Origin of the sequence: Stutzerimonas stutzeri (assembly GCF_000952685.1) — a bacterium.
GTDB lineage: Bacteria > Pseudomonadota > Gammaproteobacteria > Pseudomonadales > Pseudomonadaceae > Stutzerimonas > Stutzerimonas stutzeri_E.
In genome coordinates this window covers 26,643-49,882 of the sequence record NZ_JYHV01000029.1, presented here as the reverse complement: position 1 = coordinate 49,882, position 23,240 = coordinate 26,643, and the positions used below count along the sequence as shown (strand labels likewise).

Here is a 23,240-nt window from a genome sequence, read left to right as displayed (position 1 = left end):
GATCAATACATAATTGGTGAGAGCGATGGCAGAGCGCGGCAGACCCAGGGGTTTCGACCGGACACAGGCGCTTGCGAAGGCGATGGAGCTGTTCTGGGAAAAAGGTTACGAAGGCGCCTCGATGGCGGAACTCACCTCGACGATGGGCATCGGCTCACCGAGCCTGTACGCCGCCTTCGGCTCGAAGGAAGGCTTGTTCCGCGAGGCAGTAGCGCTTTACAGCGCCACGGACGGCGCACCGATCTGGGCGTCGGCGCTGGCTGCGTCGACCGCCTATGGCACGGTCGAGGCATTGCTCATGACCACCGCGCGCGAGTTCAGCCGCAGCGACAAGCCGCGTGGCTGCCTGGTGATCCTTTCCGCACTGCACGCGACGGAAGCCAGTGCGAACGTCCGCGCCGAGCTAGCCGCCAGGCGCGCGCATAACACCCGCCTGCTCGCCGAACATCTGGCCCAGGGCATCGAGCGTGGAGAACTCTCACCCACCGTGGATCTCGAAGCCGTGGCCCGCTACTACATCACCGTGCAACAGGGCATGTCGATCCAGGCGCGCGACGGTGCGGATCGCGAGGCGCTCGAAAGCATCGCTCGTAGCGCACTGGCGGCGTGGCAGCCGCTGACGCAGGCGACGCCTTCACCGGCGTGATTCGGTCTGCCTGCCGGCTCCATTGCACTGGTGGCAGACCGGCAAGCGGGGCTGTGGGAGCTAAAACGTACCGGGTCGCGCACTGATGTGCCCACAAGGAATGAGCGCGTCAGGCGGGGTTATCCTGGGATTCGGTGTTGATATCGAAGTGCAGAACCTCTTCGCGAGTGCCCAACTTGGTGTAAAGCGCCACTGCCGGTTCGTCGCCGTAGTCGGCCTGGATGAAGATGACATAGGCGCCCAGCTCCTTGGCCACGCGTTGTAGCGTTCGTATCAGTGCCGTGGCGACGCCGAGGCGTCTGTGCGATTGTGCGACTGCCAGGTCGTAGACGTAGATTTCGCGCCTCGGCTGCTCGAATTTCGGCAGCACGTAGGCAGCCAGCCCGCCAATGACGCGATCGTCCTCGAACGCAGCGAGCGCGACGAAGCTGTTGCCAGACAGAAGCTCGGCGAGATACGGCGTCGAGGGCTGATCCTTGGTATAGGTGGGAATGTCTTCGAAAGCCTGCCCGAACATGGCGAGCATGTTCCGCATGTGCAAGACATCGTTCGCGGTGAGCCGGCGTATGTTGATCTCCGGAGTCATATTGATCGCCTCGTGCCGTCTGGCGTTAAGGTTGTCAGGCCGGGTTGACCGGCTTGGTCGGCAGGGTTGGTTCAGGTTCTTCGCCCATAACGATAGACGCTCGGCGCCTGCCTCATGATCGGTTGCCTGCGACCGCGCAGGGCCCGTACCGGTACGGCTTCGTCTGGTTTGTCCCGGCTCGTTGCAAGGGCTTGGATGTCATGCGTCGGAGAAAAGGCGGGGCCAGGCGTCGTCGTCATCCGCGCGTCATCACACTGCCAACCGAATCAGGCGCGCTGTTCGGCTTGGCCAAGCGCTGATATGGATTGGCATTCACCAACGACTAGGCTGAATCGACGATTCGCGACCTTTTCCTTGAGGCGGCCGGCTCATGGGGCGTTCTTGAGATCAACCATTCGTCGATCCTGGCTCTACAGCCTGATCGTCACGCCGTTCATGTAAATCGTGCGCCAATCGTGGCCCGTCAGTCGATCGCTGACGTCGACGGCCAGGGTGGCCGAGGCGTGGCGGCGGCGAATCAGGTGCCTTTCGCCGCGGCGCCAAATTGCGGGCCGGAACGGGTGTTGTTGCCTTTGGCCAGGCGGTCGTAGAGCACCACGTTCACTGTCGCCGCGAGATTCATGCAGCCGTTGGTGGGGATGTAGACCACGTCTTCGCACCAGTCGCGGATTTCCTTGCTCAGCGAGCCATCCTCCGCGCCGAAGATGTACAGCGCACGATCCGGATGCGTGTACTCGGGAAGGGCGCGAGCACCCTCGACCAGCTCCACGGCGACGGGCACGCAACCGAGCGGCAGGATCTTGCGCAGGTCGTCGATATTGATCAACGGAATATCCTGATGGACCTTCTTGGTGTCGGTGATGAAATCCTTGGCGCGGTCGTAGCGGGTGCCGGTGTAGAACACCGAGGCGGCGCCATAGCAGCCTGCCGCACGCATGATTGCGCCGACATTGGACGGCGACTTGGGATTGCTCAGGCCGATGCAGGCATATCGTTTGTTGCTCAAGGTGTGCGGCTCACAGAAAGGCGTACTCGCGCGGGAACGCGCAAGTATACGGGGCGGGCGCGGGTGCGGTCGCTAAAGCCCGTCTGGCGTCGCTCAGGGAATGAGCCGGTTGGCACGCAGCTTGTCGAACACTGCGAAGAATGCTTCGTCACTCGCCTGGTAATCCAGGAAGCCGAGCTTTCGGCTCTTGCTCATGTCTGTCACCACCTCGATGGGCCGGCCCAGATCCGCATCGGTGTGCCACGGTGAGATGAGTTTGGCGATGTCCGGCTCGGTCAGGCCGAACTGCTTCGACATCTCGCTCCAGGCCGTCGCGTCGCCTGCCATCTGCTGCTCCAGCGGGGCGGGCTGGCCATCGAACGGCACCGCCTCGATGCCGAACCACTCGGCAATGCGCGACCACATCCATTTCCAGCGGAACACATCACCATTGACGATATTGAAGGCCTGATTGGCCGCCGCTGGCGTGGTCGAGGCCCAGCGCAGATGCCTGGCTAACTGGTCGGCGTCGCTCATGTCGGTCAAGCTGTTCCATTGAACTTCCGAGCCTGGAAAGCGGAATGGCCGGCCAGTGGACCGGCAGATCGAGGCGTACACGGCCAGCGTAGTCGCCATGTTCATCGCGTTGCCCACGGCGACGCCGGTGATGGTGTGAGGCCGGTGCACGCTCCAGTTGAAGCCGTCTCGGTCTGCCGCCGCAAACACCTCGTCTTCCTGGGCGTAGTAGAAGTTCTCCACCTCCAGCCGCCCCTGTTCCTCACGAAACGGCGTCTGCGGCAGCGAACCCTTGCCATAGGCTTCGAACGGACCGAGGTAATGCTTGAGGCCGGTGACCAGTGCCACGTGGCGAACCGAGCCAGACGGCCGGACCGCTTCGAGCACATTGCGAACCATCTGCGCGTTGACGCGGATATTTTCCGCTTCGCTGTCCTGGCGAGCCCAGGTGGTCAGAAAGAGGTGCGTGGGCGAAAGGCTTTTCAACGCTTCGACCAGGGCAGATGGGTCCAGCAGGTCCGCGCTGATCGACGTGATACCCGCTTCGGCGTTCGGCCGACGGGCCAGCCCAGCGACTGCCCAACCTTCTTTGGCCAGCAGTCGAGATACCGCGCTGCCCACGATTCCACTCGCGCCGACCACCAGTGCTTGATTTGTCATCTTCAGACCCCACAAAACGAAACAGGCCTGCACCTTACCCACTCGAAAATGCCGATCCAAGTCGGCACCAAATGGTAACCATCCCTCATGCAACCCGGCTCTGACGAAGAACAATGGCGCGAAGACTGCGCCCCAAGACGCGTGCTCGAGATCTTCTCGACCAAGTGGACCAGCATGATTTTGCACACGCTGCATGCGCGGCACGACGGCACCGCGCGCAGCGGTGCATTGCATCGAAGCCTGCCGGGTATATCCAAGAAGATGCTGATCCAGACGCTGCGTGAGCTGGAGGACAGCGGGCTGATCGAGCGCCACACGATTGATTCGGTGCCGCCGGCGGTGAGCTATGCGCTGTCGCCGCTGGGCGAGCTCATGGTGCAGCCGATCGAGATGATCTACGACTGGGCCAGGCAGAACGCCGCTGCTCTGGACCAGCTGCAGCCGAGGCGGACGTCGAGACGGCGAGGCTAGGTGACGCTTTGAGGGGGCGCTAGCCGCCAATCACCAACGTCGCTCCGTGGACTACGCTGATGGCCATATTGGTGGCGGTGAAGAACATCGAAGTGCTGCCATCGCAGCCCATCGTGCGCACTATCGCCTCGACGTCGGATTGCACGTTCGGACGGCTCAGGCCGATGCGGGCATATCGTTCGTGGCTTCACGCTGGGTCGCGGCGAGTGCGAGTGCGCTGAAAAATTCAAGCCTGGCGTCGAAATCCTTCTCCTTCGTTCGACTATCAAGGCCATCAAGGCAAACCCGCAATCAAAGGAGACAGCCATGCCCAGCACCATCCGCCTTCATCGCGTCTTGCGAACTTCACCTGATCGACTCTACCGCGCGTTTCTCGACCCTGACGCCAAGGCCAAATGGATGCCACCGAATGGCTTCACCGGCAAGGTGCATGAGCTCGATGCCCGTGTTGGCGGCAGTTATCGGATGTCCTTCACCAACTTCTCCACAGGGGCGACCCACAGCTTCGGTGGCCAGTATCTTGAGCTGCTGGAAAACCAGCGGATCCGATACGAAGACAGGTTCGACGATCCGGGCCTGCCGGGCGCCATGGAAGTGACGGTGACGTTCACACCGGTTTCCTGTGGTACCGAGCTGAACATCACCCAGGCAGGCGTTCCCGACGTCATTCCAGCCGAGGCGTGCTACCTCGGTTGGCAGGAATCGCTGACGCTACTGGCCAAGCTGGTCGAGGCGGATATTCCGGACGAGTAATTGGTTGGCGCGACGAGGACGGCGGAGCTTCGGGGCGCCTGTATGGCGCAGATGATCTGCCGCTTCCTCGTGGATGACGCCTTAGCCACGTGGCCATTCCACCGTGGTTGGGTTGAGATTATGATGCGCGCCCCTCAATGCTCCGCTCGACCAGCAGGCCATCATGCCCGGCAATGCTCTGTATACCGACCTGTCGGGCTACTACGATCTCATGTGCGCCGATATCGATTACCGCGCGCAGAGCCACTGTATTCAGCGGCTGCAGCAACTGTTCGGCAACGGCGGCAGGCGGCATATGGATCTCGCCTGCGGTACCGGGCCGCATGTGCGGCATTTCATCGATGCCGGATACACGAGCGGCGGGCTCGATATCAACCAGCCGATGCTCGACCGCGCGGCGCTGCGCTGCCCGGAAGCATGCTTCTCCGTGCAGGACATGTGTGGTTTCGCTCTGGATGGGTCGGTCGATCTGATCACCTGCTTTCTGTACTCCATCCACTACAGCGCCGGCGTCGAACGGCTGAAAGCCTGTATCGCGAGCGTGCACTGCGGCTTGGAGGCGGGCGGGCTGTTCTGCTTCAACGCAGTGGACAAGCACAGCATCGACAACCGCTCGTTCGTTTCGCATAGCGCCCAGCATGCCGACGGCCTGTTCAGCTTCAGCTCCGGTTGGCACTACCCCGGCGCAGGCGAGCAGCAGCTGTTGAAGCTCCGCATTGAAAAGACGGTCGCCGATGAAAGCCAGGTATGGCATGACGAACACCGCATGGTGGCGGTGAGCTTCGGTGAGCTGATCGAACTATTGCAGCCGACCTTCGAAGTTCATGTGCTTGAGCACGATTACGAGAAGATTGTCCCTTGGAATGGGACTTCGGGGAACGCGATATTTGTCTGTGTGAAGCTTTGACAGCTTGAATGTTGAGGCCGGAACCGCCGGCGCGTCAGGGCTTGTTTCATGTGAGACTACGAGCCATCCGGACGTTTTGCGACCGAACAATGAACGAAGCCCCGCAATTGCGGGGCTTCTATGCTGTGGCGACGGATTCGGTCCTGGCCGCTAGCGTGCCGGGATCAGCGGCAATCTGCTGGGCCTTTCCGTTCGAACGTCACTTTGCACTAGCGTGCGAGTTTGGTCTCTGCCACGGCTTTCTGGCCCTCGGCTTCCGAAACTTCGGTCAGCTTGGCACCGCCAACGAACAGACCCATTTTGATGGACTGACGTACGTAGTGGTTCTTGCCACCCTGGGCGTTCAGCTCCAGGAGGTTATCGCTGAACTCCGACTCGGTGGCCAGAGTGTGTGGGCCCGGCGTGATGAGACGGTAGAAGTAGGTGTTCGCGGCGGTCTCGCCGATAACTTCGCCGTCTATCTTCACCGACTTCTTAAGTGCGGCTCCGAGCATTGAGTCACGGAAGATGTACAGGCCAGCCTGGTCTTGCGGAGGGGCAGAGAAGGACTTGAACGCCTGATCCTTTTCTGGAGATTCCATTGGTACCGACGCGCAACCGGACAACACGGCGAAGCTCAGCGCCGCGGCGCTCATCATAAAATGCTTAAACATAGATACTCGTTCCTGAGTGTAGGCAGATAGCTGGTGATATTAATTTGCCAGCATGCGCACATTAGCGCCAAGGTCCAGCCAGGCAAGGCTTGGTGAGCGGTTTGGTGGTGTGGGTCACGCTTTACGCGGAAGGGTCGGATGGGCGGTTCGGTGTATGTGCTTCATCACCCGGTCAATGCAAACGATTGGCCGTCGAGGACGTCTGAGTCAGATGAATGGCCTGTTGCGCCAGCTCATCAAGTAACTGATCGCGGCTTTTTTCCGCGTCGCTCATGGCTTTGGTGCCGTGTTGCTGAACCAGGTAAGTGTGAATCTGGCGAACTTCCTGTGACTGGAAAATCGGCTCCAGGTCTTGCACGGCCACCATGCCGCTGGACGCTTGGCTCCGGGTGTTCATCACCACTTGCGGGCCGCGAGCGGCCAAGGGCTGAAAGCCCAGCGCTTGAAAGTACGGCACCTTGCTGGCCACGCAGGCTACTTCCGCATGGGGATAGCGCGCCACCATCGCGTCGACCATGGCTCGGCCGACGCCCTGTCGTCGATGTTCGGCGTGCACCGCCAGGTAGATCAGGGCACAGGCTTCGGGATCATTCACATAAGGTAAATACAGCGCGAAGCCGAGCAGGCTTGCCGGGTCATTGGCATCCAGCGCCATGATCAGTTCGGGCTTGCCTGCTTGCGCCCCATTCATGCTGTCCAGGTAGCGGTGCACTTCGTAACCCACGACGTATTGATACAGCTGATACAGCGGGTTGTTGGGGGTAAGGGACACAGGGCTGATATCGCCGAGATAGTCCACCACCATCTGCAGCACCTGGCTCTTGATCGATTCCGGCGGCGGGGTGTTCAAGTGGGCGAGGGTGAACATCGACAACGGCTCCGGGATGGTGAGGTAAACGCGGCATTGTACCGGGCGATTGGTGCCTAGCGAGCTATGGCAGGGGCTGCGTTGCTCGTAACAAGCATCGCCTATCGTAAGCATAGGCAAATATGATGCTCAGGCCATTTTCAAATTCATGTGCTGATTTACGCCGCATGATCGCGTTATTTTCAGAACCGTTTAAGGATTTTAGCGGTAACAAGCTGCTATCCATATGGCTCGGTCGGGCTTGGCACGTTTGCTAAGTTTCTATTCAGCGACGCGTGAGTGCGTCAACGACAGCCATAAGGAGCAAAACATGAACGCTGAGTCTGGAGAAAACACTGGTGGTGGATGCCCGTTCGGGCATGGCGCAGGTGCGCCCCGCAAACGCCCAACTAATCGAGACTGGTGGCCTGAGGCACTGAGCCTCACATCGCTCAACCAGCATTCACCGCGCTCCAATCCATACGGGGGCGATTTCGACTACGCCGCCGCGTTCAATTCCCTCGATCTCGACGCGGTGATCGCCGATCTGCACGCTCTGATGACCGATTCTCAGGACTGGTGGCCGGCGGACTTTGGTCATTACGGTGGCCTGTTCATCCGGCTTGCCTGGCACAGCGCCGGCACCTACCGCATTACCGATGGCCGTGGCGGCGCGGGCGGCGGTCAGCAGCGCTTCGCCCCGCTCAATAGTTGGCCGGACAACGCTTCGCTGGACAAGGCCCGCCGCCTGCTGTGGCCGATCAAGCAAAAATACGGGCGCAACCTCTCGTGGGCCGACCTCTATGTGCTTACCGGCAACGTGGCGCTGGAATCCATGGGCTTCAAAACCTTCGGCTTCGCCGGCGGCCGTGCCGACACCTGGGAGCCTGAAGAGCTCTTCTGGGGCCCCGAGGGCACATGGTTGGGCGACGAGCGCTACAGTGGCGAGCGCCAGCTGCACCCGGGCCTAGGCGCCGTACAAATGGGCTTGATCTATGTGAATCCGGAAGGCCCGAACGGCAACCCGGACCCGAAAGCCTCCGCCATCGACATTCGTGAAACCTTCGCCCGCATGGCGATGAACGATTACGAAACCGTCGCACTGATCGCCGGCGGTCACACCTTCGGTAAGACTCACGGTGCGGGCGATCCCTCGCTGCTGGGGCCGGACCCGGAAGGCGCGGTGATCGAAGACCAAGGTTTGGGCTGGCGCAGCCGCTTCCAGACCGGGGCGGGCGCGGACGCCATCACCTCCGGCCTGGAAGTCATCTGGAGCCAGACGCCGACCCAGTGGTCCAACTACTTCTTCGAAAACCTGTTCAACTTCGAATGGGAGCTGACCAAGAGTCCGGCCGGCGCGCACCAGTGGCAAGCCAAGGACGTGGGGGAAATCATTCCCGACCCGTTCGACCCGAACAAGAAGCGCAAGCCGACCATGCTCACCTCCGACCTGGCACTGCGCTTCGATCCGATCTACGAACCGATCTCACGGCACTTTCTGGAAAACCCGGACGAGTTCGCCGACGCGTTCGCCAAGGCCTGGTTCAAACTGACCCACCGCGACATGGGGCCCATCGGACGCTACCTCGGCCCGCTGGTGCCGCAGGAAACACTGATCTGGCAGGACCCGATCCCAGAGTGCGACCACCCGCTGATCGATGAAGCCGACATCGCTTCGTTGAAGCAGAAGACGTTGAACATGGGCTTTACCGTGCCAGAGCTTGTGTCAGTGGCCTGGTCGTCCGCATCGACTTATCGCGGCTCGGACAAGCGTGGTGGCGCCAACGGCGCTCGAATCCGCTTTGCGCCGCAGAAGGATTGGGAGATCAACAACCCGGCCTTGCTGGCCCGCGTGCTGGCCAAGCTCACCGATATCCAGACCGAGTTCAACGGCTCGGCCACCGGCGGCAAGAAGGTTTCGATGGCCGACCTGATCGTGCTGGCCGGCTGCGCCGCGATCGAGAAAGCGGCACAGGAGGGTGGTGTGATCGTCACCGTGCCGTTCACACCGGGTCGCATGGATGCCTCGGAAGAGTGGACCGATGCACAGTCCTTCGAAGCGCTTCGCCCGGTGGCCGATGGCTTCCGCAACTACTATCACGAGTCGCACTTCATGGCACCCGAGGAAGCGCTGGTCGACAAGGCGCACCTGCTTCGCCTCAGTGCGCCGGAAATGACCGTGCTGGTCGGTGGCATGCGCGTGTTGGGCACCAACGCGGACAGTGGTCCTGAAGGTGTCTTCACCAACCGAGTGGGCACGCTGTCCAACGACTTCTTCGTCAACCTGCTGAGCATGCAGAACGAGTGGGTCGCCACCGAGCACAAGAACCGCTTCCAGGGCCTCGACCGTAAAACCCGCCAGCCCACCTGGACCGCCACCCGCGTGGACCTGATCTTCGGTGCGCAATCGGAGCTGCGCGCTCAGGCCGAGGTGTATGGCATGGCCGACGGCAACGAGAAGTTCGTCCACGACTTCGTCAAAGCCTGGGACAAGGTGATGAACGCGGATCGGCTCGATATTGGCAAGCCAGCCGATAATTTCAGCCAGAAGCTCTCAGCGTAAGGCTCGCGGCGGCGCCCTCAAGGCGCCGCCTGAACCGCTACTCGGTACGGAAACGTCCCACCAATTGTTTGAGTGCACTGCTGAGTTCGCGCTGCTCATGTGAGTAGCGCTCTACTTCCGTCGCCTGATCGGTCACCTGTCCGACCGCGTCGTTGATGGCGACTACGTTTCGGTTGATCTCTTCCGTCACCAGGTGCTGTTCTTCGGTGGCGGTGGCGATCTGCGTGGTCATGTCGCGAATCATCTGCACCGCACTCTCGATGTTCTCGAAAGCACCCATGACCTCACCGGACCGCTCGATGGCCTTGGTCGATTCCGACAGACTGCGATCCATGCTCACCGTCACTTCGGTGATGCGGCTGACCAGCAGGGTGATGATGGTGTTGATCTCGCCAGTGGAGTCCTGGGTGCGCTTGGCCAGGTTGCGGACCTCATCGGCCACCACTGCGAACCCGCGTCCCTGTTCGCCCGCCCGCGCCGCTTCTATCGCAGCATTGAGCGCCAGAAGGTTCGTCTGTTCGGCAATTTGCTGAATAGTCGACAGGATGTTGTTGATGCTCACGGTCTCGCGTTCGAGATCGCGGATCACCTTGCTCGAGGCCTGAATACTCGCGCCCAGATCGTTAACGCCTGCGGTACTTCGGGCAATGACTTGTTTGCCGTTGTGCGTCGCGCTCAGACCTTGCTCGGAAATTTCAGCCGTTCTCACACAGGTATGGGCGACCTCGTTGGCGGCCGAAGACATTTCGGTCACGGCGGTGACAATCTGCTCCACCGCGCTCGACTGCCGGTGCAAGCTGTCCGACATGGCGGTGGTGCGATCGTTGGTCTGGGTGGAAACACCGTGCATGCTGATGGCGTTTTCCTTGATGACAGTAATCATCGACTGTGTGGATTCGATGAACTGGTTGAACCACTTGGCTAATTCGCCGGTTTCGTCGCGGGCCAGCACCGGGAGCCGATGGGTCAGGTCACCCTCACCCTGGGCGATGGTGCGCAGTCCCTCCTTGACGAGATTGATGGGGGTGACGATGCGATTGGCGAATACGACCCCGGCGACACCGAACAGCACGACCAGTACGGCGCAGGCAATCAGCGTCAGCCAGGCCAGCCTGTGTGCGCCGGCCAGGATTTCATCGGTCTGCATGAAGCCGATGAACTTCCAGCCCAGGGTCGGCGAAGTGAACACATTGGCCAGGTACTCAACGCCATCGATGCTCACCTCGATCACGCCGTTCTCTGTTTTGGCGATTTCCGTGACGTAGTCGCCCGGCAGCTCGCTGAGCTTCTTGAAGTTGTTGGTCGGCTGGTGGCCGTCGACCAGCAAGGTTCCGCTGCTCTCCACCAGCATGAAGAAACCGGTTTCGCCGAAGCGGGTTTTCTGGACCATGTCGGTCAGGGCCTTGAGCGATACATCCGCCGCGACCACCCCGGCGAAGTTGCCGGACTGATCCTTGAAGGCTTTGAGCACCGACACATAAACCGCGTCGTCCGGTTCCCAGTAGTAGCCGTCGCGGCGTGCCAGCTGGAAGTTGGCATCTTTACCCAGGCCGTACCAGGGGCGCTGCCGCGGATCCCAATCGCCGTAATCTCCAGTGCCCGGCCACTCCACATAGCCGCCTTTGGTATCGCTCATATAGACGTAGCCAAAGGTCGGGTTGTTGTTACCGATACCGGAGAAGTAGTCGAAGATAGCTTTTTCGCGGCCACCGTTAGCTGTGGCGGTCGCACCGGGCTTACGGGCCGGCCCGAAGTAAGTGGTCAGCTCGCCACCCTCGGTGTCACGGACGGCGGGGTAGTCGGCCATGGCCGACACGGTGTGGCCAACCGAATCGAATAGGGTCACGAAGGTGTTGTTCACCAGTTTGACGTCCAGGCTGCTGCTTTCCTCGAACTGGACCTTGGCCTCCTCGGTTACGTTGCGGATGGTGAACAGCGCCACGACAAGGACGGGAACAAGCGTCGCGACCAGAAAGCTCAGCAGCAGCTTGTGCTTTATTTTCATTGCAGTAGAAGCCTCTAGCCGATTGTTAAGACGCACACGCCGGCCTGCGCTTTCGTCTTTTAGAGAGCTCTTTACGCTAATCCAATGCGATGAGCGGCCCCGCGCCTTGGCAGCGCATCCAGTCGATGCGTTGGTAAGCGGTAGCGGGTAACTAAGTTATCGGCAGGTAGCCGTCACGGCTTGAGTCGGGCGCCCCGATTCGGATGCGCGGCAGGGGGCGTCGAGCCGGGGTTCTTCCGAGCGGGAATGCGACGGGGCATTTGCCCCAGGCGCTAGCTGGCTAACTGGCTAACTGGCTAGCTGGCTGGCTGGTGAATGCTGGGGCGTTGGAGGCTGCGTTCCCACTCAAACGCGGGAACGATCAAGCCCCGCCAAAATCGCAGTCCTAGACTGCCTCGACCTGCCATTGGGAGGCCTGGATGGAAGGACTAGGCTCAAGCGCCATCTGAAGATCCGCCACCAACACGTCCACCTGACGCAGCGCCTCGGCCACCGAGGCCGCCAACACGTCGCCACCTGTTTCCTGCCCTTCGATGGCGATCTGATGAATGCGGGTGATGCCGATGAAGTTAAGCGCCGTCACCAGGTTCGGCTCCAGGTGATTCATATGCGCCATCTCGCCGCCGGGGCCAAAACCGATGCCGCCCCGGGCGGTGAGAATGACTGCGTGCCGTGGCCGATCGGCCAGCAAGGGGACGTAAGGATCGGGCAGTTTGGTTTCGTCGACCTCGACCGTCCGGCCCGGGCGCACGATCTGGTCGATCCACGCCTTGAGCGCGGCGGGCATGCCGAAGTTGTAAAGCGGTGTCCCGATGATCAGCACATCAGCTGCAATCAGCTCATCGACCAACCTGTCGCTTTCCGCCAGCGTTTCCTTCATCCACGGCTCACGACGTTCCGCCGGCGTGAAGGAGGAGGCGATCCAGTCATGGTTGATGAAAGAGGGCGGGTATTGCCCGATGTCTCGGTAGATGACGCTGTCTTGGGCGCGTTGGGCCCGCCACTGGCTTACAAAGCGATGGGTGAGGTTGCGGCTGTGGGAGCCGTGCTCGTCCTTGCCGGCAAGGCCGGGGCGGGCGCTGACATCAAGGTGCAGAAGGTGCGTCATGGTGAGTCTCCTCTGTGAATGAATTCATCTGTCATTCGCGGTAGACCCAGCCTAGAGTTAGGCTCGATGGGCGACAAACGACCATTTCTTTCCAATACAGATGAGGAAAACTCAGCCATGGCACACCGCCGGTTACCTTCGCTTTCCGCTTTGCGTGCTTTCGAAGCGGCGGCCCGCCACGAGAGTGCCAAGCAGGCCGCAGAGGAGCTGAACGTTACCGCCACGGCGATCAGCCACCAGATTCGCTTGCTGGAAGAATCGCTCGGCGTCTCGCTGTTCCTGCGAAAGCCAAGAAAGTTGGAGCTGACCACTCAGGGACGAGAGCTGCACCAGGTGCTGGAAACAGCGTTCGACAGCATCAGCGGGGCGGTCGAACGCCTCCGTGCGAAGCCCTGTCGGCAAGCGATCACCCTGAGCACCACACCCGCAATAGCGGTCCGCTGGTTGGTGCCTTGGGTCTGCATGCTGCGCGATTCCCATCCCGATATCGATCTGCGCTTTCACACCTCCCACGAGCCGGTCGCGCTGGATGGCGTTACGGCGGATGTCGCCATCCGTTACGGCGATGGCCGCTGGCCAGGGCTGGTCGCGGAGAAGTTGTTCGACAATACCTTCGTCCCGGTCTGCAGCCCACACCTCGGGTTGCGTGATGTATCCGAGCTGCCCAAGCACCCGTTGATTCACTTTCATGCTCAAGCCGCAGCCTCCGCCCCGATTCATTGGGCGTCATGGCAGAAGCTAGCCAACGTGCCAGGATTGGACGTCAGCGCGGGGCTGGTTTTCTCCGACGAGACCCACGCCATCTCAGCCGCCATCGGCGCCCAAGGCGTGTCTTTGATGAGCCGTCAACTGATCGAAGATGAACTGAAGGAAGGGCGGCTGGTGCAGCCGTTTGGGCCGGAGATGCCGGGCAAGCCGTTTCACCTCGTGTATCCGGAAAGCCGTCGGGACGATCCGACGATTCAGGCAGTGCGGGATTGGGTGATGGCGGTGCCGGGCGGGTTGTGTGAGTTGACGGGATGATACCGACAACGCCGGGCCGCGCTACGCGAGGTCCGGCCGTAGGGGGGAAAACGGCGAAGCCTTTTCCACGCGTATCTTCCAGGCTACTTGCTAGCTCTCCAGCGCGCTAAATGCACAACGAGGCGGAGGAAGACGTGGCGCGGTGTAATCGCGCCGCCCTTGCATCAGGTTCGGCGCGGTGCGATGAGCTCGCTTTTCAGGCCGATGATGATGCTGACGCACATCAGCAGCAGGACAAAGGTGAACGGGAAGCCAGTCGTTACCACCATGGACTGCAAGGCTTTGAGGCCACCACCCAAGAGCAGAGCGATGGCAACGAGGCCTTCGAACACGCACCAGAATACGCGCTGGGGAATTGGACCGTCGTCTTTGCCGCCTGAGGTAATGGTGTCGATGACCAGCGAGCCGCTGTCCGATGAGGTGATGAAGAAAACGGCGACAAGCACGATGCCCAACAGGGACATCGCTTGAGTAAACGGCAAGAGGTCGAACATTGCGAAGAGTTTTACCTCCAGCGCTGCATCCGCCACCGCGCGGTAACCGTCATTGATGTATTGGTCGAAGGCGACGCCGGAAAAGATCGACATCCAGAGGATGCAGACGGCAGAAGGCACGATAAGCACGCAGATCATGAATTCGCGCACCGTGCGGCCGCGGCTCACCCGTGCGATGAACATCCCAACAAACGGCGACCACGAAACCCACCACGCCCAGTAGAACGACGACCAGCCCTGTGCATAGTTCGCGTCCTCGCGACCAAAGGGCTGCGACAGTGCCGGCAGATAGGCGAAATAGCTCACGACCGAGTCCGCGACCCGCTCCACGATGGCGCCTGTCGGACCAAACACGAACACGGCGACCAGCAGCACGAACGCAAGGATCATGTTGATTTCCGAGGCACGCTTGACGCCGCCTTCGAGTCCACGCAGGACGGAATAAGTCGCGATACCGGTGATCACCGTAATCAGCACGATTTTCGTCGTGTCGCTAACCGGAACACCATAAAGGAAGAACAGGCCCGCGTTGATCTGTTCGGCGCCAAGCCCAAGCGAGGTCGCAAGGCCGAATAGCGTCGCAAGCACGGCCAGAATGTCGATGGTATGGCCGACCCAGCCCCAGACCCGCTCTTTGAAGATCGGATAGAAGGTGGATCTTATCGCCAGCGGAAGGCCTTTATTGAAGGCGAATAGCGCCAGAGCAAGCCCCACGACGGCATAGATGGCCCACGCTTGAAGCCCCCAATGATAGAGCGTGGCGGCAAGCCCGAGCCTAGTAGAGCCTTCTACGTCTCCGGGCAATCCACCCAGCGGAGCCCAACTGTCAGGGCTTCCGGCGTCCTCCGCTACGGAGCTCACGAAGTGCGTCATCGGCTCACCTACGCTCCAGAACAGGAGCCCGATACCCATGCCCGCTGCGAACAGCATGGAAAGCCATGCGAGGAGGGAGAAATCGGGTTTCGCATTCACTCCGCCGAGCCGGACCTTGCCATAGGGCGAGAGAGCAACCGCGATGGCGAACACCAGGAAGATGTTGGAGGCAAGGATGAAAAGCCAGTCGAAGCGGACCGTCACCCAATTCATTGCAGCGTTGAATATGCCGGTGGCGAAGTCCGGAAACGCGAGCGTGAAGATGACAAATACGATCGTCATCAGACCGGAGATAGCAAACACAGGGTTGTGGATGTCGACATCGAAGGGGCCGATGTTCGTGACTAGATTGTCCTGGCCGATCTGATAATCGGTGTCGATCAGATTCCCGCCTGGCGCCGGGATTTCGCTGGTATCGGCCATTGCTTGCTCTCCAGTGATAATGAAACCTGTCCGTGCGCGCGTACTGCCCCGCGCTTGCTTTCCACCCTTGGTATCGGTATTGACGAGTTTGCTGGCCGTGAGGCCAACAAGAATAACCACGGTTCCGGCACCAGTGGTTCCTGCCTGCTTGTTCAGCCATCCTTACACAGGATTCATAGCCGAAACCGCTCCCCTTGCGACAGCGGCGTCTTTGTCACCGTCAGCAGTGGCGTTTATTTCGAGCGTTCAGGGAACTGACCGGCCTTTGTTCGAACGCACGGCGTTTGGCCGGTTGCGGCGTGGATATGCTCCTGACTGCCCATCGATGCGTGAAGAGGGCGGTCTGTCGGTGCAAGCCTTTCCGGTGCTTTCTTCGGGCTGGCTCGCGCGAGGCAGCCGAGCTAGCCATGCACCGATCGAGGCGATTATCCGGACGACTAGCCGGTCCGTTTAGGCCGGCAGCGCCGGGCGTGGGCGCAAGGTCAAACCGGCGTGTACCACCAGCGTTGCGATAACCAGCGCTCCGCCGTAGAGCGTCGCACTGGCGGGCATCTCCTGCAGGAAATACCAGGCCCACAGCGATCCCAGCACGCTCTCCAATAGATAGAAGAGCGCCACTTCGGCCGAGGGCAGATAGCGGGTCGCGTTATTGATCAGCAGCGTGGCCAGCGGCATCTGGACCAGACCCATGACAGTCAATACCCAGTAGCTGGTGGCGCCCAGGCTAAACGGCTGGGCGTTGGGTAGGGCAATTAGCGCGGCCGCCAACCCGCCGAGCGCGATCAGCGGCATCCGATCAATAGCCGGATGGCGGCGTAGCAGCGTGAGGTTGGCGCCCACCGCCGCCGAGGACAACAGCGCATAGCCGTTACCGGCCAGATCCGTCGGAGTAAAGGCACCGGCGAATACAATCATGATCCCCAGCGCAGCCACGCCGATCGCCAGCCAGGTGTGCAACCCCACGTGCTCGCGCAAGAAAAAGCGTGTGAACAGCGCAGCGAACAACGGTGCCGTGCTGAGCACGACCACCACATTGGCAACCGTGGTGTGAATAACAGCCAGCACGAAAAAGATCGAAGTAAACGCCAGCAGCAGTGCGGAGCCCGCGCTGATCAGCGGTTGCGCCTTGATACTTGCCCGGCTTTTGGCGGACAGCGAGAACACGCCCAGGGCCACGAACATCAACAGCCCGCGCCAGAACACGATGTTCCAGCCGTCTGCCTGCGCCAGCCGCACCAATAGGCCATCGAAGCTGAGTAAGACGATACCGCTCGTCACGAGCAACAAACCGCGTGCTGAATCTTTCAATCGTGAGTCCTCGGGGTACCGCTGACGGTTTCTTGTTCCTCGCCTGGGCGAGCCCTTGAACGACGGCGCATCCACATATTGCAACGATGATGGCTGCGGTCCTCACCTCGAACCTGCTCAGAAACGTCCTGAGCACTGCGGTTAACGACCTGATTGCCTGAGGTCAGTAAAGAGGTATGGTGCTCATCCGACACGATGGCCCAGGGTTTCTTAGCCTCGCTCAACTTCGTGCAGAAAACTCTCCAGAACCTTTCGGCTTTGAGCCAGCTCTGCGGCCTTCTGATCGGCAACGCGGATTTGCTCATACAGGACGTTACGCAGCTCGTCACAGGGCTCGAACGCCAGGCCTTCGCCTCTCACGCATGGCAAGAACTTCAATATGGTCGCTAGGGTCATGCCGGCCGCGCCCAGTAACCTTATGCGCTCGACGGTGCGTAATTCTTCCGGAGCATAATCGCGATACCCGCTGGCTGTGCGTTTGGGTTTCAGCAGTCCTTCGCCTTCGTAGTAACGGAGCATTCTGACACTGACGCCAGAACGCTTGGATAGCTCGCCTATTTTCATCGTTTTTTCGCCTTGACTCTGACAGCGCTGTCAGAGTCGATGATAGGGGCTCGATCAACTGAGCACCATCAGGAGCTGTTCTCATGGCGACCCAACCGAACCCTTACCCTTCATTCATCAATGGTCAACCTGTCACCGCGTTGCAACTCAACCCGCTGGCTTTTGCTGGGTTTGCACACTTCACGGCGATGCAGGTGAGAAACGCCAAGGTCAAGGCTCTGGATCTTCACCTCGATCGTCTGCGCAATGCCTCCCTGGAGTTTTTTGGCCGGGCGCCGTCCGATGAGCTTCTGCGCTCATACATTCGGATGGCGATTCAAGAGGGGGCGAGAGACCAGTCGCTGACGGTCACCGTCTTCTCTCCGCATGGCGAATTCACCGCCGATAGTATGGATGTTGAGCCTGGCGTGCTCGTGCGTACCGCCGCTCCGTCTGATGGACCGAAAGGCCCGTTACGCTTGAGTGCCATCGCGCACCAGCGGCCTCTGGCCGCGATCAAGCATGTCGGCGAAATAGGCAAGACCTACTACCTGCACCAGGCCATACGGCAGGGCTTTGACGATGCGGCGTTTCTCGATGCTCGCGGGCATCTGAGTGAGGCCACCATCTGGAACCTGGTGTTCTGGGATGGAGATACGGTGATCTGGCCCCGGGCCGAAATGCTGAAAGGCACCATGATGGGCATGGTTCAGCGTCAACTCGCACGCCTGGATGTGCCGCAGCGCCACGAGTTCATCACGCTTGAATGCCTGAACGAACTCTCCGGTGCGGCAGTGATGAACTCATGGACGCCGGGGATTCCAGTTACCGCGATCGCCTCCCATACCCTTGACGAGGCAAGACCTTTCATCAAGCTGCTGCACAAGGCCTACGAGGCTGAGCCGGCCGACTTTCCCTGAGAATGGTTGGAGAGATCTTGCCCCTGGGTCCCGCCGGCTTCGGCGGGTTCCGTCGTTGCTCCAGGGGCGCCGAGCACGTAGGGTGGAAAACGGCGAAGCCTTTTCCACGCGTTACTCTCAGGCTACCTCGCTAAACCGAACGTCCCGCATCATGGTTTGGCTGTGATGTGAGGCTCTTTGTCTTGGCCGCAAGAACAGCAGCCTGAATCGCGCTCAACGTTTTCTTGCCCGCCGGGTATTCGAGCACTTTGCTCTCAGCCAGGGTGTAAACGCGCTCGCCGTTGTTCAGCGTGACCTCCAGAAATGCCAGGTGATCCGTCCACGAGCGATAACGGCGCACCATGAACAGGCTGTGTTTGGAGGTGACCGAGCGAATGCGGGTTAAGGGTATTTGTCGGTGAGCCGCGTCGCGGGTAATCACCAGCTCATCGTTATGGATAAACGCTGGGCCACATTTCTTGACTCGGACATATTCAACGGCAAAGCGGCCCCACATTATGAAAAGTACCGGTACAACCAACCATATCTCGGAGCGCTTCATTTCGGGCAATGCGAACAGCAACAGAACGCCGACCGTCGTGAGGATGGCAAGGGTGATGAATTTGTAGAAATAGACGCTCTGGAACTCCATGAGGGTTAGAAAGCGAGTGTCCATGCGCGGTTGTCCCTTGAGATCTACAATCGAGTGCTGATGGGCTATGGGTGCATTGGAGCAGAGTGGAGTTTTGTCGCGCTATCCAACCTTGAAAAATGTGGTCTGCCCCCTATTTTTCGATCAGCTTCCAGTGAGTTTTAGCAGGCCAACCGCCAGACACAGCCACGCCATGCCGACACATGCAAGCTTGGTCGATAGGGTCATAAGGCGGCGCAGCGAGCCGGGAAAGTTGCTTACATCGTTGGCATCGAGCACACCTTTTCGGACATTGAATTCTGAGAGGAGCAAGGCCCCGCTGAGCGAACTGACCAAGTAGCATCTCGAAGCCAGACTTGTTGTGCCCACGATCTGCTGCTGTCTGGCCCAGGCGCTGTTTGGAAGCGCTGAGAGCATCGTGTCGAAATGCCGTGAACAGGCGATGTAAATACCAATGGCCACACCAGACAGTCCAATCACGAAAGGGGCCAGCAAAAACAGAAATGCTAGTCCAGGATGCCATGTATCGATATCAAAACTCATGGTCGCGTCCACTTGTAAAGTAGTTCTCCACCTTTCTCTCCAGAACCGCCGCCAATTGCTCCTCCTGCAGCCGAAGCTCCGCCAACCACAACCAAGGCACAGGCAACACCGCCGATACCGCCAGAGCCGAGTCCGATGGCTGCGCAAATAGCCGGTGCAGTGCCGCCCCCGATCCAAGCGCCGACGGATCCACCACCCAACGCCCCAGCAAAGTTACCCGTCTCGGTAAACCGAATCTTCTGACACGCCTGAGTTTCGCCTGCCTGACAAACCTCTTGGACCTTCAATGCAGAGGCCGTACCGCCCAAGGCGATTCCGATATGGCTTCCATTTCTTAGGTACTTTGCCGCCTTGGCAATTTCATCCATATGGGTGGCGTAGCCAGGGATTTGGCCTGGCGCGCCGCCTTTACTCCAATGGTGCACCAAGCTACGGGTGGAAATGCCAAGGTCTTGGCGCAGAGTTGGGTAGTTACCCAATCCCAGCTGCTTGCCAAGAAAGGTTGCCTTCAGCTGGTTGTCGAGCTGGCGGTACAACTGTTGGCGGGACGTGAAGAACTGCTGGCTGCGCAGATGACCATGCGCTGCGAACTCGCGCTGATGGAGGTATTCGATATCGCGCAGCGTGCTCTCGATTTGCTTCAAACCGTTCCCGAGCATGTCGGTGCCAAGCCCCAGCGACCCGCTTGCGCCGCCCACCATCAAAGCGATTTCAGCTTGATGCTCGGCCATGAAATTAGCTTCGCTCTCGCTCAATGGCTCCAGGGCTGTGCGCACCTTCGCGGCAGCAGTCATCAGGTCAGCTTCTTCGCGTGAGCAAGCGGCTGGATTGATCAGGTTGCCGAGAACGAACATTTCGCCGGCTTTGAAGCCCTTCGCGAAGGTTGGATTTAGCGCCTTGATGCGATTGACCAGATGTTTGTGGGGCGCATCGGCGAACAGCCTGGCGAGCACCTGCTCGCCAGACATGCTGCGCGGCACTCTGTAAAAGCCCGGCGGCAAGGCCTCGGGAAGCTTGAGCATATCGGGCGGGGGCCAGTCCGAAAGCTCTGGAGTAGTTTCGACCTTCTGCTCCCAGGCAGCAAAGGAGGCGCCACCGTTACCTGGCTTGGTCTTTGGCAGTTCCGCCTGACGGCTCCAACCGCGGTCTGGCGTCCAGCTGGAGTCGCGGTTGCCGGTGCTGTCTGCCTTCCAGCCGGTGTCCAGGTCCCAGCCCTGATCGAACGGGTAGGCCGCGTCTTTGAGGTTGTCCGTCCCCATGGATATCTTCCCTGTGCTGTTGAATCGGGGGCAGTCTATCTGTTTGAAGTCCTTTGCTAACCAGCTCCTGTTCACGAAAGTTGCGTCTGGTGCGGCCAGTGGTTTTCCGTTCGGAGTCACTACTGGCCGGCATCACTGTCGCTTCTTTCTGGCCACTTCGCATACCGTGCAAGGCGAAGCCTGTCGTCAAGGCTGACGAAAGTGTGGAGGCGACCCAGCGAAGGGCTAGAAAATAAATCTGGCCAAATTTAATTATTTCCGGTGCTGCGTATCGCTCGAGAAAGATCTCTTCCAAAGCTTTTCATATTGAAGCTGTTCTTTGTAGTAATCTTCTCGTTGTACATTGAGGTGTATTCCAGCGTAAGCGACAGATCGTGCTCGCTCAGAAATTTGGCTACTTCTAATAGGCAGCGTGATGATTCGGCTGATGTTAGTTTTATTAGATGGATTTCTTTGTTTATGGGTATGACTGAGCCTCGCGGAATCCATGACTTGGAAAAGCACAAGTCATCGATGCCTATAGGTTTAAATGCCTGTTCCCATATATCCTTGGATAGTAGATGGGAAGTGCCGTCTATGTTTATCGTTGCTTTATTTAGTATTGCAGGCCCAAGTCCGTAATTTGAAATATATATCCCATTTCGCTTGTTAGGTCCTTCAAGGTAAGGCGTGCTTTGAACGTATGGTCTTACGGAGAGACGATTATGCTCCCGTGACGCATAACCTTGCCATACCGAAACTGCAAGTGCGAAAACGGAAATGCTAACCGTTGCTATGGTTACTAATTTGTTCATTTCGCGCCTTATCTTAGATGTCTTAGTTAGTTACGAGTGATTACGTTAATCTTTAACGTACGGTAAAATTTTATTCAAGTTCAGTTCGGAAATTTTCGGTTTAAGAGATTCGCTTATGAGGCGGTCCGCGGAGGTTGGCGGCTCGCCGTGCAAAGTAAGCAAAAAAGAACGCCCCCGGGGGTGGCGTTCCTCTGGTGGCTCGTACCGTCTCGCGGTGAAGGTCAATGTGACGGACAAGAAGTCGCTTCGGCGGTTGCGCAAATTGACCGTGAAGAAATAGGTTGCGCCCGGCACTAGGGGCGGCGGTATCGAGACATGCGGCTCATCCTTGAGCGTGTGTTGGCGGTAAGTCCATATCGGTGGATAAGCAAAGCGTTATCCACCCTACGCCATCTCACCCGCCCACACCGCCGACGCATCGACGTTGCCCGAGCGTAGCGTGGAAAACGGCGAAGCCTTTTCCACGCGTTTCTTCCAGGCTACCTCGCTGTTCCCTTTTCCTAGGAAGTTCCCCGTCGTTTCCGGCTACCTCGCCGCCAGAAAAAGTCCAACGATCAGAAAGATCATTGCCATAAAGGCCAGATGGAGTAGGGCGCCGTCTTTGAATTTATAAACCGTACCGTCCTTTTTGGCGTAAACATCTCCAGTCAGCGCGATAAGAATCGTGACTGGTAGGCAGAGCAGCAGTGTAAGTAAGACGAACCAGCGCTTTCGGTAAATGGGTACGGCTTCATATGACAGACGCGTTTTTTCGAAACGTTTGATATCCATATTGATGACGCTCCTAGTGTTGGCGCGGCGGCAGTCCCTCATTAGCAAAGGCGCCTCTTTAGCGCGGCAAATTCTACATACGTGATGCTTTCGAAAAAGTGAGCTGGTCTGTGTTCACGCTTCTTGCAAGCACAGAGAACCTAGCGGCTGCCATTATCAATGCGGCTATCCCACCGGCTTAGCCAGGTAGGGTGGAAAACGGCGAAGCCTTTTCCACGCGTTGCTGCGGGCTACGCTGCCAGCCCATGCGTTACTCAGCTGGTTTGATTATTGCCCGAACGAACCTGGAAGGGATTTGCACAACGCGATTGTCGCGCCGCAGGATCAATGTCTCGCCAAGTGTAGTGGTCTACTGATCCCGGACAACCATTAACGTCTCAAATGCTAGTAGTCCGGGTCAGCCGGCCGTCAATGGTTGCCGACTGCTGTTTCGATGTGAAAGGGGCGGTACGTTGTTAAACTCACCCCTGACAGCCTGCGCAAAATTACGCCCATATGGAGGTTTCATGACAGCCGACAATAACTCTGTCCCTGATTGGGCTGCCAAGCGTAGCGTTCGCGACGAGCAGCGGACCTTGAGCGGGCACAGGGGGAAATCGGGCGATGAATGGTTGGCGCAGAGCCGCGACTCGATAAATGCTTACTACGACCATGTGCGGGAGCATGGCGTGTTCAGTGGCGGCTTGCGGTTTTTCTAAAGCCCGTTGTTGTCGGTTTCACGACCAGCACCGAGCGGGCATTTCTTTCTCAGCAAGAGGTGCGCGTGAAGACCTGACTTGGCATTCCTGCCAATCGCGAGCGGTGTACGGCTGCGCGTAATTTGACGTTATGGTCAATTGCCTCCCTCATTTGTGCCGTGTCTGGCGTCGGTCTCAACCAGGACTGGTGACCACGAGCCCGGTCGCTGGTCGACCGGAAGTCGGCCAGCTGGTTGACACCTCTATTGCCCACTAGCCTG

Annotated in this window: 22 protein-coding genes and 1 pseudogene; 8 read left to right on the top strand and 15 right to left on the bottom strand. The window is 59.3% G+C overall.

Going from position 1 to position 23,240, the window contains the following annotated elements; all coding sequences use genetic code 11:
• The first annotated feature begins 25 nt into the window (after positions 1-25).
• Positions 26-646 carry a TetR/AcrR family transcriptional regulator gene (locus tag UF78_RS14870; protein ID WP_045162995.1) on the top strand — a complete coding sequence of 207 codons (621 nt, stop codon included), beginning with the start codon at positions 26-28 and terminating at the stop codon, positions 644-646.
• A 109-nt stretch (positions 647-755) separates the two neighbouring features.
• On the opposite strand, the gene UF78_RS14865 is transcribed toward UF78_RS14870, so the two are convergent.
• The 3 genes from UF78_RS14865 to UF78_RS14855 all read right to left on the bottom strand — a co-directional run bounded on the left by UF78_RS14865 (position 756) and on the right by UF78_RS14855 (position 3,393).
• Entirely contained in the window at positions 756-1,232 is a 477-nt protein-coding gene (locus UF78_RS14865) for an AAC(3)-I family aminoglycoside N-acetyltransferase (protein ID WP_052679334.1), read from the bottom strand.
• Between the two features lie 517 nt (positions 1,233-1,749).
• A complete protein-coding gene (locus tag UF78_RS14860; protein WP_045162993.1) occupies positions 1,750-2,238 on the bottom strand; it encodes an RNA methyltransferase in 489 nt (162 codons plus the stop codon).
• 93 nt (positions 2,239-2,331) lie between these two features.
• Entirely contained in the window at positions 2,332-3,393 is a 1,062-nt protein-coding gene (locus UF78_RS14855) for an SDR family oxidoreductase (RefSeq protein ID WP_045163271.1), read from the bottom strand.
• A gap of 141 nt (positions 3,394-3,534) precedes the next feature.
• On the opposite strand from UF78_RS14855, the gene UF78_RS14850 reads away from it, so the two are divergent.
• From UF78_RS14850 to UF78_RS14840, 3 genes are all read left to right on the top strand, one after another.
• On the top strand, positions 3,535-3,864 hold the full coding sequence (locus UF78_RS14850; protein WP_230623659.1) for a winged helix-turn-helix transcriptional regulator: 330 nt from the start codon (positions 3,535-3,537) through the stop codon (positions 3,862-3,864).
• A gap of 306 nt (positions 3,865-4,170) precedes the next feature.
• Positions 4,171-4,617 (top strand): SRPBCC family protein, encoded by a 447-nt coding sequence (locus UF78_RS14845; RefSeq protein WP_045162991.1) that lies wholly within the window; start codon positions 4,171-4,173, stop codon positions 4,615-4,617.
• Positions 4,618-4,780: 163 nt separating this feature from the next.
• A complete protein-coding gene (locus tag UF78_RS14840) occupies positions 4,781-5,524 on the top strand; it encodes a class I SAM-dependent DNA methyltransferase (protein ID WP_045162990.1) in 744 nt (247 codons plus the stop codon).
• Between the two features lie 209 nt (positions 5,525-5,733).
• On the opposite strand, the gene UF78_RS14835 is transcribed toward UF78_RS14840, so the two are convergent.
• Both UF78_RS14835 and UF78_RS14830 read right to left on the bottom strand, forming a co-directional pair.
• Positions 5,734-6,177: a DUF2846 domain-containing protein gene (locus UF78_RS14835; RefSeq protein ID WP_045162989.1), complete on the bottom strand. Its 444-nt coding sequence runs from the start codon at positions 6,175-6,177 to the stop codon at positions 5,734-5,736.
• 172 nt (positions 6,178-6,349) lie between these two features.
• Positions 6,350-7,045 carry a GNAT family N-acetyltransferase gene (locus tag UF78_RS14830; protein ID WP_045162988.1) on the bottom strand — a complete coding sequence of 232 codons (696 nt, stop codon included), beginning with the start codon at positions 7,043-7,045 and terminating at the stop codon, positions 6,350-6,352.
• A gap of 310 nt (positions 7,046-7,355) precedes the next feature.
• Between UF78_RS14830 and katG the strand changes: the two genes are divergently transcribed.
• Positions 7,356-9,587: a catalase/peroxidase HPI gene (katG, locus tag UF78_RS14825; protein ID WP_045162987.1), complete on the top strand. Its 2,232-nt coding sequence runs from the start codon at positions 7,356-7,358 to the stop codon at positions 9,585-9,587.
• Positions 9,588-9,624: 37 nt separating this feature from the next.
• Here the strand turns inward: katG and UF78_RS14820 are convergent, their stop codons facing one another.
• Together UF78_RS14820 and UF78_RS14815 are read right to left on the bottom strand one after the other, a co-directional pair.
• Entirely contained in the window at positions 9,625-11,592 is a 1,968-nt protein-coding gene (locus UF78_RS14820; RefSeq protein ID WP_045162986.1) for a methyl-accepting chemotaxis protein, read from the bottom strand.
• Positions 11,593-11,977: 385 nt separating this feature from the next.
• Entirely contained in the window at positions 11,978-12,700 is a 723-nt protein-coding gene (locus tag UF78_RS14815) for an FMN-dependent NADH-azoreductase (protein WP_045162985.1), read from the bottom strand.
• A gap of 117 nt (positions 12,701-12,817) precedes the next feature.
• On the opposite strand from UF78_RS14815, the gene gcvA reads away from it, so the two are divergent.
• Entirely contained in the window at positions 12,818-13,723 is a 906-nt protein-coding gene (gene gcvA / locus UF78_RS14810; RefSeq protein WP_045162984.1) for a transcriptional regulator GcvA, read from the top strand.
• A gap of 164 nt (positions 13,724-13,887) precedes the next feature.
• Here gcvA and UF78_RS14805 read toward each other — a convergent pair whose 3' ends face one another.
• The 3 genes from UF78_RS14805 to UF78_RS14795 form a co-directional block, all read right to left on the bottom strand.
• Positions 13,888-15,513, bottom strand: coding sequence for a BCCT family transporter (locus UF78_RS14805; protein ID WP_045162983.1), 1,626 nt, complete (start codon positions 15,511-15,513; stop codon positions 13,888-13,890).
• A 450-nt stretch (positions 15,514-15,963) separates the two neighbouring features.
• Positions 15,964-16,821, bottom strand: a complete 858-nt coding sequence (locus UF78_RS14800) for a DMT family transporter (RefSeq protein WP_045162982.1) — start codon at positions 16,819-16,821, stop codon at positions 15,964-15,966.
• Positions 16,822-17,031: 210 nt separating this feature from the next.
• A complete protein-coding gene (locus UF78_RS14795) occupies positions 17,032-17,385 on the bottom strand; it encodes a MerR family transcriptional regulator (RefSeq protein WP_045162980.1) in 354 nt (117 codons plus the stop codon).
• Positions 17,386-17,468: 83 nt separating this feature from the next.
• Between UF78_RS14795 and UF78_RS14790 the strand changes: the two genes are divergently transcribed.
• Complete coding sequence (locus tag UF78_RS14790) at positions 17,469-18,284, top strand: aminotransferase class IV family protein (protein WP_045162979.1); 816 nt, start codon at positions 17,469-17,471, stop codon at positions 18,282-18,284.
• Positions 18,285-18,414: 130 nt separating this feature from the next.
• Here the strand turns inward: UF78_RS14790 and UF78_RS14785 are convergent, their stop codons facing one another.
• From UF78_RS14785 to UF78_RS14770, 5 genes and pseudogenes are all read right to left on the bottom strand, one after another.
• On the bottom strand, positions 18,415-18,939 hold the full coding sequence (locus UF78_RS14785) for a hypothetical protein (protein WP_045162978.1): 525 nt from the start codon (positions 18,937-18,939) through the stop codon (positions 18,415-18,417).
• 120 nt (positions 18,940-19,059) lie between these two features.
• The gene (locus UF78_RS14780; protein ID WP_045163270.1) at positions 19,060-19,458 is read right to left on the bottom strand and encodes a hypothetical protein; all 399 of its coding nucleotides are present in this window, start codon (positions 19,456-19,458) and stop codon (positions 19,060-19,062) included.
• On the bottom strand, positions 19,455-20,792 hold the full coding sequence (locus UF78_RS14775) for a hypothetical protein (RefSeq protein ID WP_230623658.1): 1,338 nt from the start codon (positions 20,790-20,792) through the stop codon (positions 19,455-19,457). Before UF78_RS14775 ends, UF78_RS14780 begins: the two co-directional genes overlap by 4 nt.
• A gap of 897 nt (positions 20,793-21,689) precedes the next feature.
• Positions 21,690-21,828 (bottom strand): annotated as a pseudogene (locus UF78_RS23240) (REP-associated tyrosine transposase); the annotation flags it as partial.
• 208 nt (positions 21,829-22,036) lie between these two features.
• The gene (locus UF78_RS14770) at positions 22,037-22,282 is read right to left on the bottom strand and encodes a hypothetical protein (protein ID WP_155397656.1); all 246 of its coding nucleotides are present in this window, start codon (positions 22,280-22,282) and stop codon (positions 22,037-22,039) included.
• A 506-nt stretch (positions 22,283-22,788) separates the two neighbouring features.
• Here UF78_RS14770 and UF78_RS14765 point away from each other — a divergent pair.
• Positions 22,789-22,980, top strand: a complete 192-nt coding sequence (locus tag UF78_RS14765) for a hypothetical protein (RefSeq protein WP_045162976.1) — start codon at positions 22,789-22,791, stop codon at positions 22,978-22,980.
• Positions 22,981-23,240 lie beyond the last annotated feature (260 nt).

Bases quoted from the DNA above. Each gene is read 5' to 3' on its own strand.
- UF78_RS14870 (WP_045162995.1), top strand. From the start codon at position 26: ATGGCAGAGCGCGGCAGACCCAGGGGTTTCGACCGGACACAGGCGCTT.
- UF78_RS14865 (WP_052679334.1), bottom strand. From the start codon at position 1,232: ATGACTCCGGAGATCAACATACGCCGGCTCACCGCGAACGATGTCTTG.
- UF78_RS14855 (WP_045163271.1), bottom strand. From the start codon at position 3,393: ATGACAAATCAAGCACTGGTGGTCGGCGCGAGTGGAATCGTGGGCAGC.
- UF78_RS14845 (WP_045162991.1), top strand. From the start codon at position 4,171: ATGCCCAGCACCATCCGCCTTCATCGCGTCTTGCGAACTTCACCTGAT.
- UF78_RS14840 (WP_045162990.1), top strand. From the start codon at position 4,781: ATGCCCGGCAATGCTCTGTATACCGACCTGTCGGGCTACTACGATCTC.
- UF78_RS14835 (WP_045162989.1), bottom strand. From the start codon at position 6,177: ATGTTTAAGCATTTTATGATGAGCGCCGCGGCGCTGAGCTTCGCCGTG.
- UF78_RS14830 (WP_045162988.1), bottom strand. From the start codon at position 7,045: ATGTTCACCCTCGCCCACTTGAACACCCCGCCGCCGGAATCGATCAAG.
- katG (WP_045162987.1), top strand. From the start codon at position 7,356: ATGAACGCTGAGTCTGGAGAAAACACTGGTGGTGGATGCCCGTTCGGG.
- UF78_RS14820 (WP_045162986.1), bottom strand. From the start codon at position 11,592: ATGAAAATAAAGCACAAGCTGCTGCTGAGCTTTCTGGTCGCGACGCTT.
- UF78_RS14815 (WP_045162985.1), bottom strand. From the start codon at position 12,700: ATGACGCACCTTCTGCACCTTGATGTCAGCGCCCGCCCCGGCCTTGCC.
- gcvA (WP_045162984.1), top strand. From the start codon at position 12,818: ATGGCACACCGCCGGTTACCTTCGCTTTCCGCTTTGCGTGCTTTCGAA.
- UF78_RS14805 (WP_045162983.1), bottom strand. From the start codon at position 15,513: ATGGCCGATACCAGCGAAATCCCGGCGCCAGGCGGGAATCTGATCGAC.
- UF78_RS14795 (WP_045162980.1), bottom strand. From the start codon at position 17,385: ATGAAAATAGGCGAGCTATCCAAGCGTTCTGGCGTCAGTGTCAGAATG.
- UF78_RS14790 (WP_045162979.1), top strand. From the start codon at position 17,469: ATGGCGACCCAACCGAACCCTTACCCTTCATTCATCAATGGTCAACCT.
- UF78_RS14785 (WP_045162978.1), bottom strand. From the start codon at position 18,939: ATGGACACTCGCTTTCTAACCCTCATGGAGTTCCAGAGCGTCTATTTC.
- UF78_RS14780 (WP_045163270.1), bottom strand. From the start codon at position 19,458: ATGAGTTTTGATATCGATACATGGCATCCTGGACTAGCATTTCTGTTT.
- UF78_RS14770 (WP_155397656.1), bottom strand. From the start codon at position 22,282: ATGGATATCAAACGTTTCGAAAAAACGCGTCTGTCATATGAAGCCGTA.
- UF78_RS14765 (WP_045162976.1), top strand. From the start codon at position 22,789: ATGACAGCCGACAATAACTCTGTCCCTGATTGGGCTGCCAAGCGTAGC.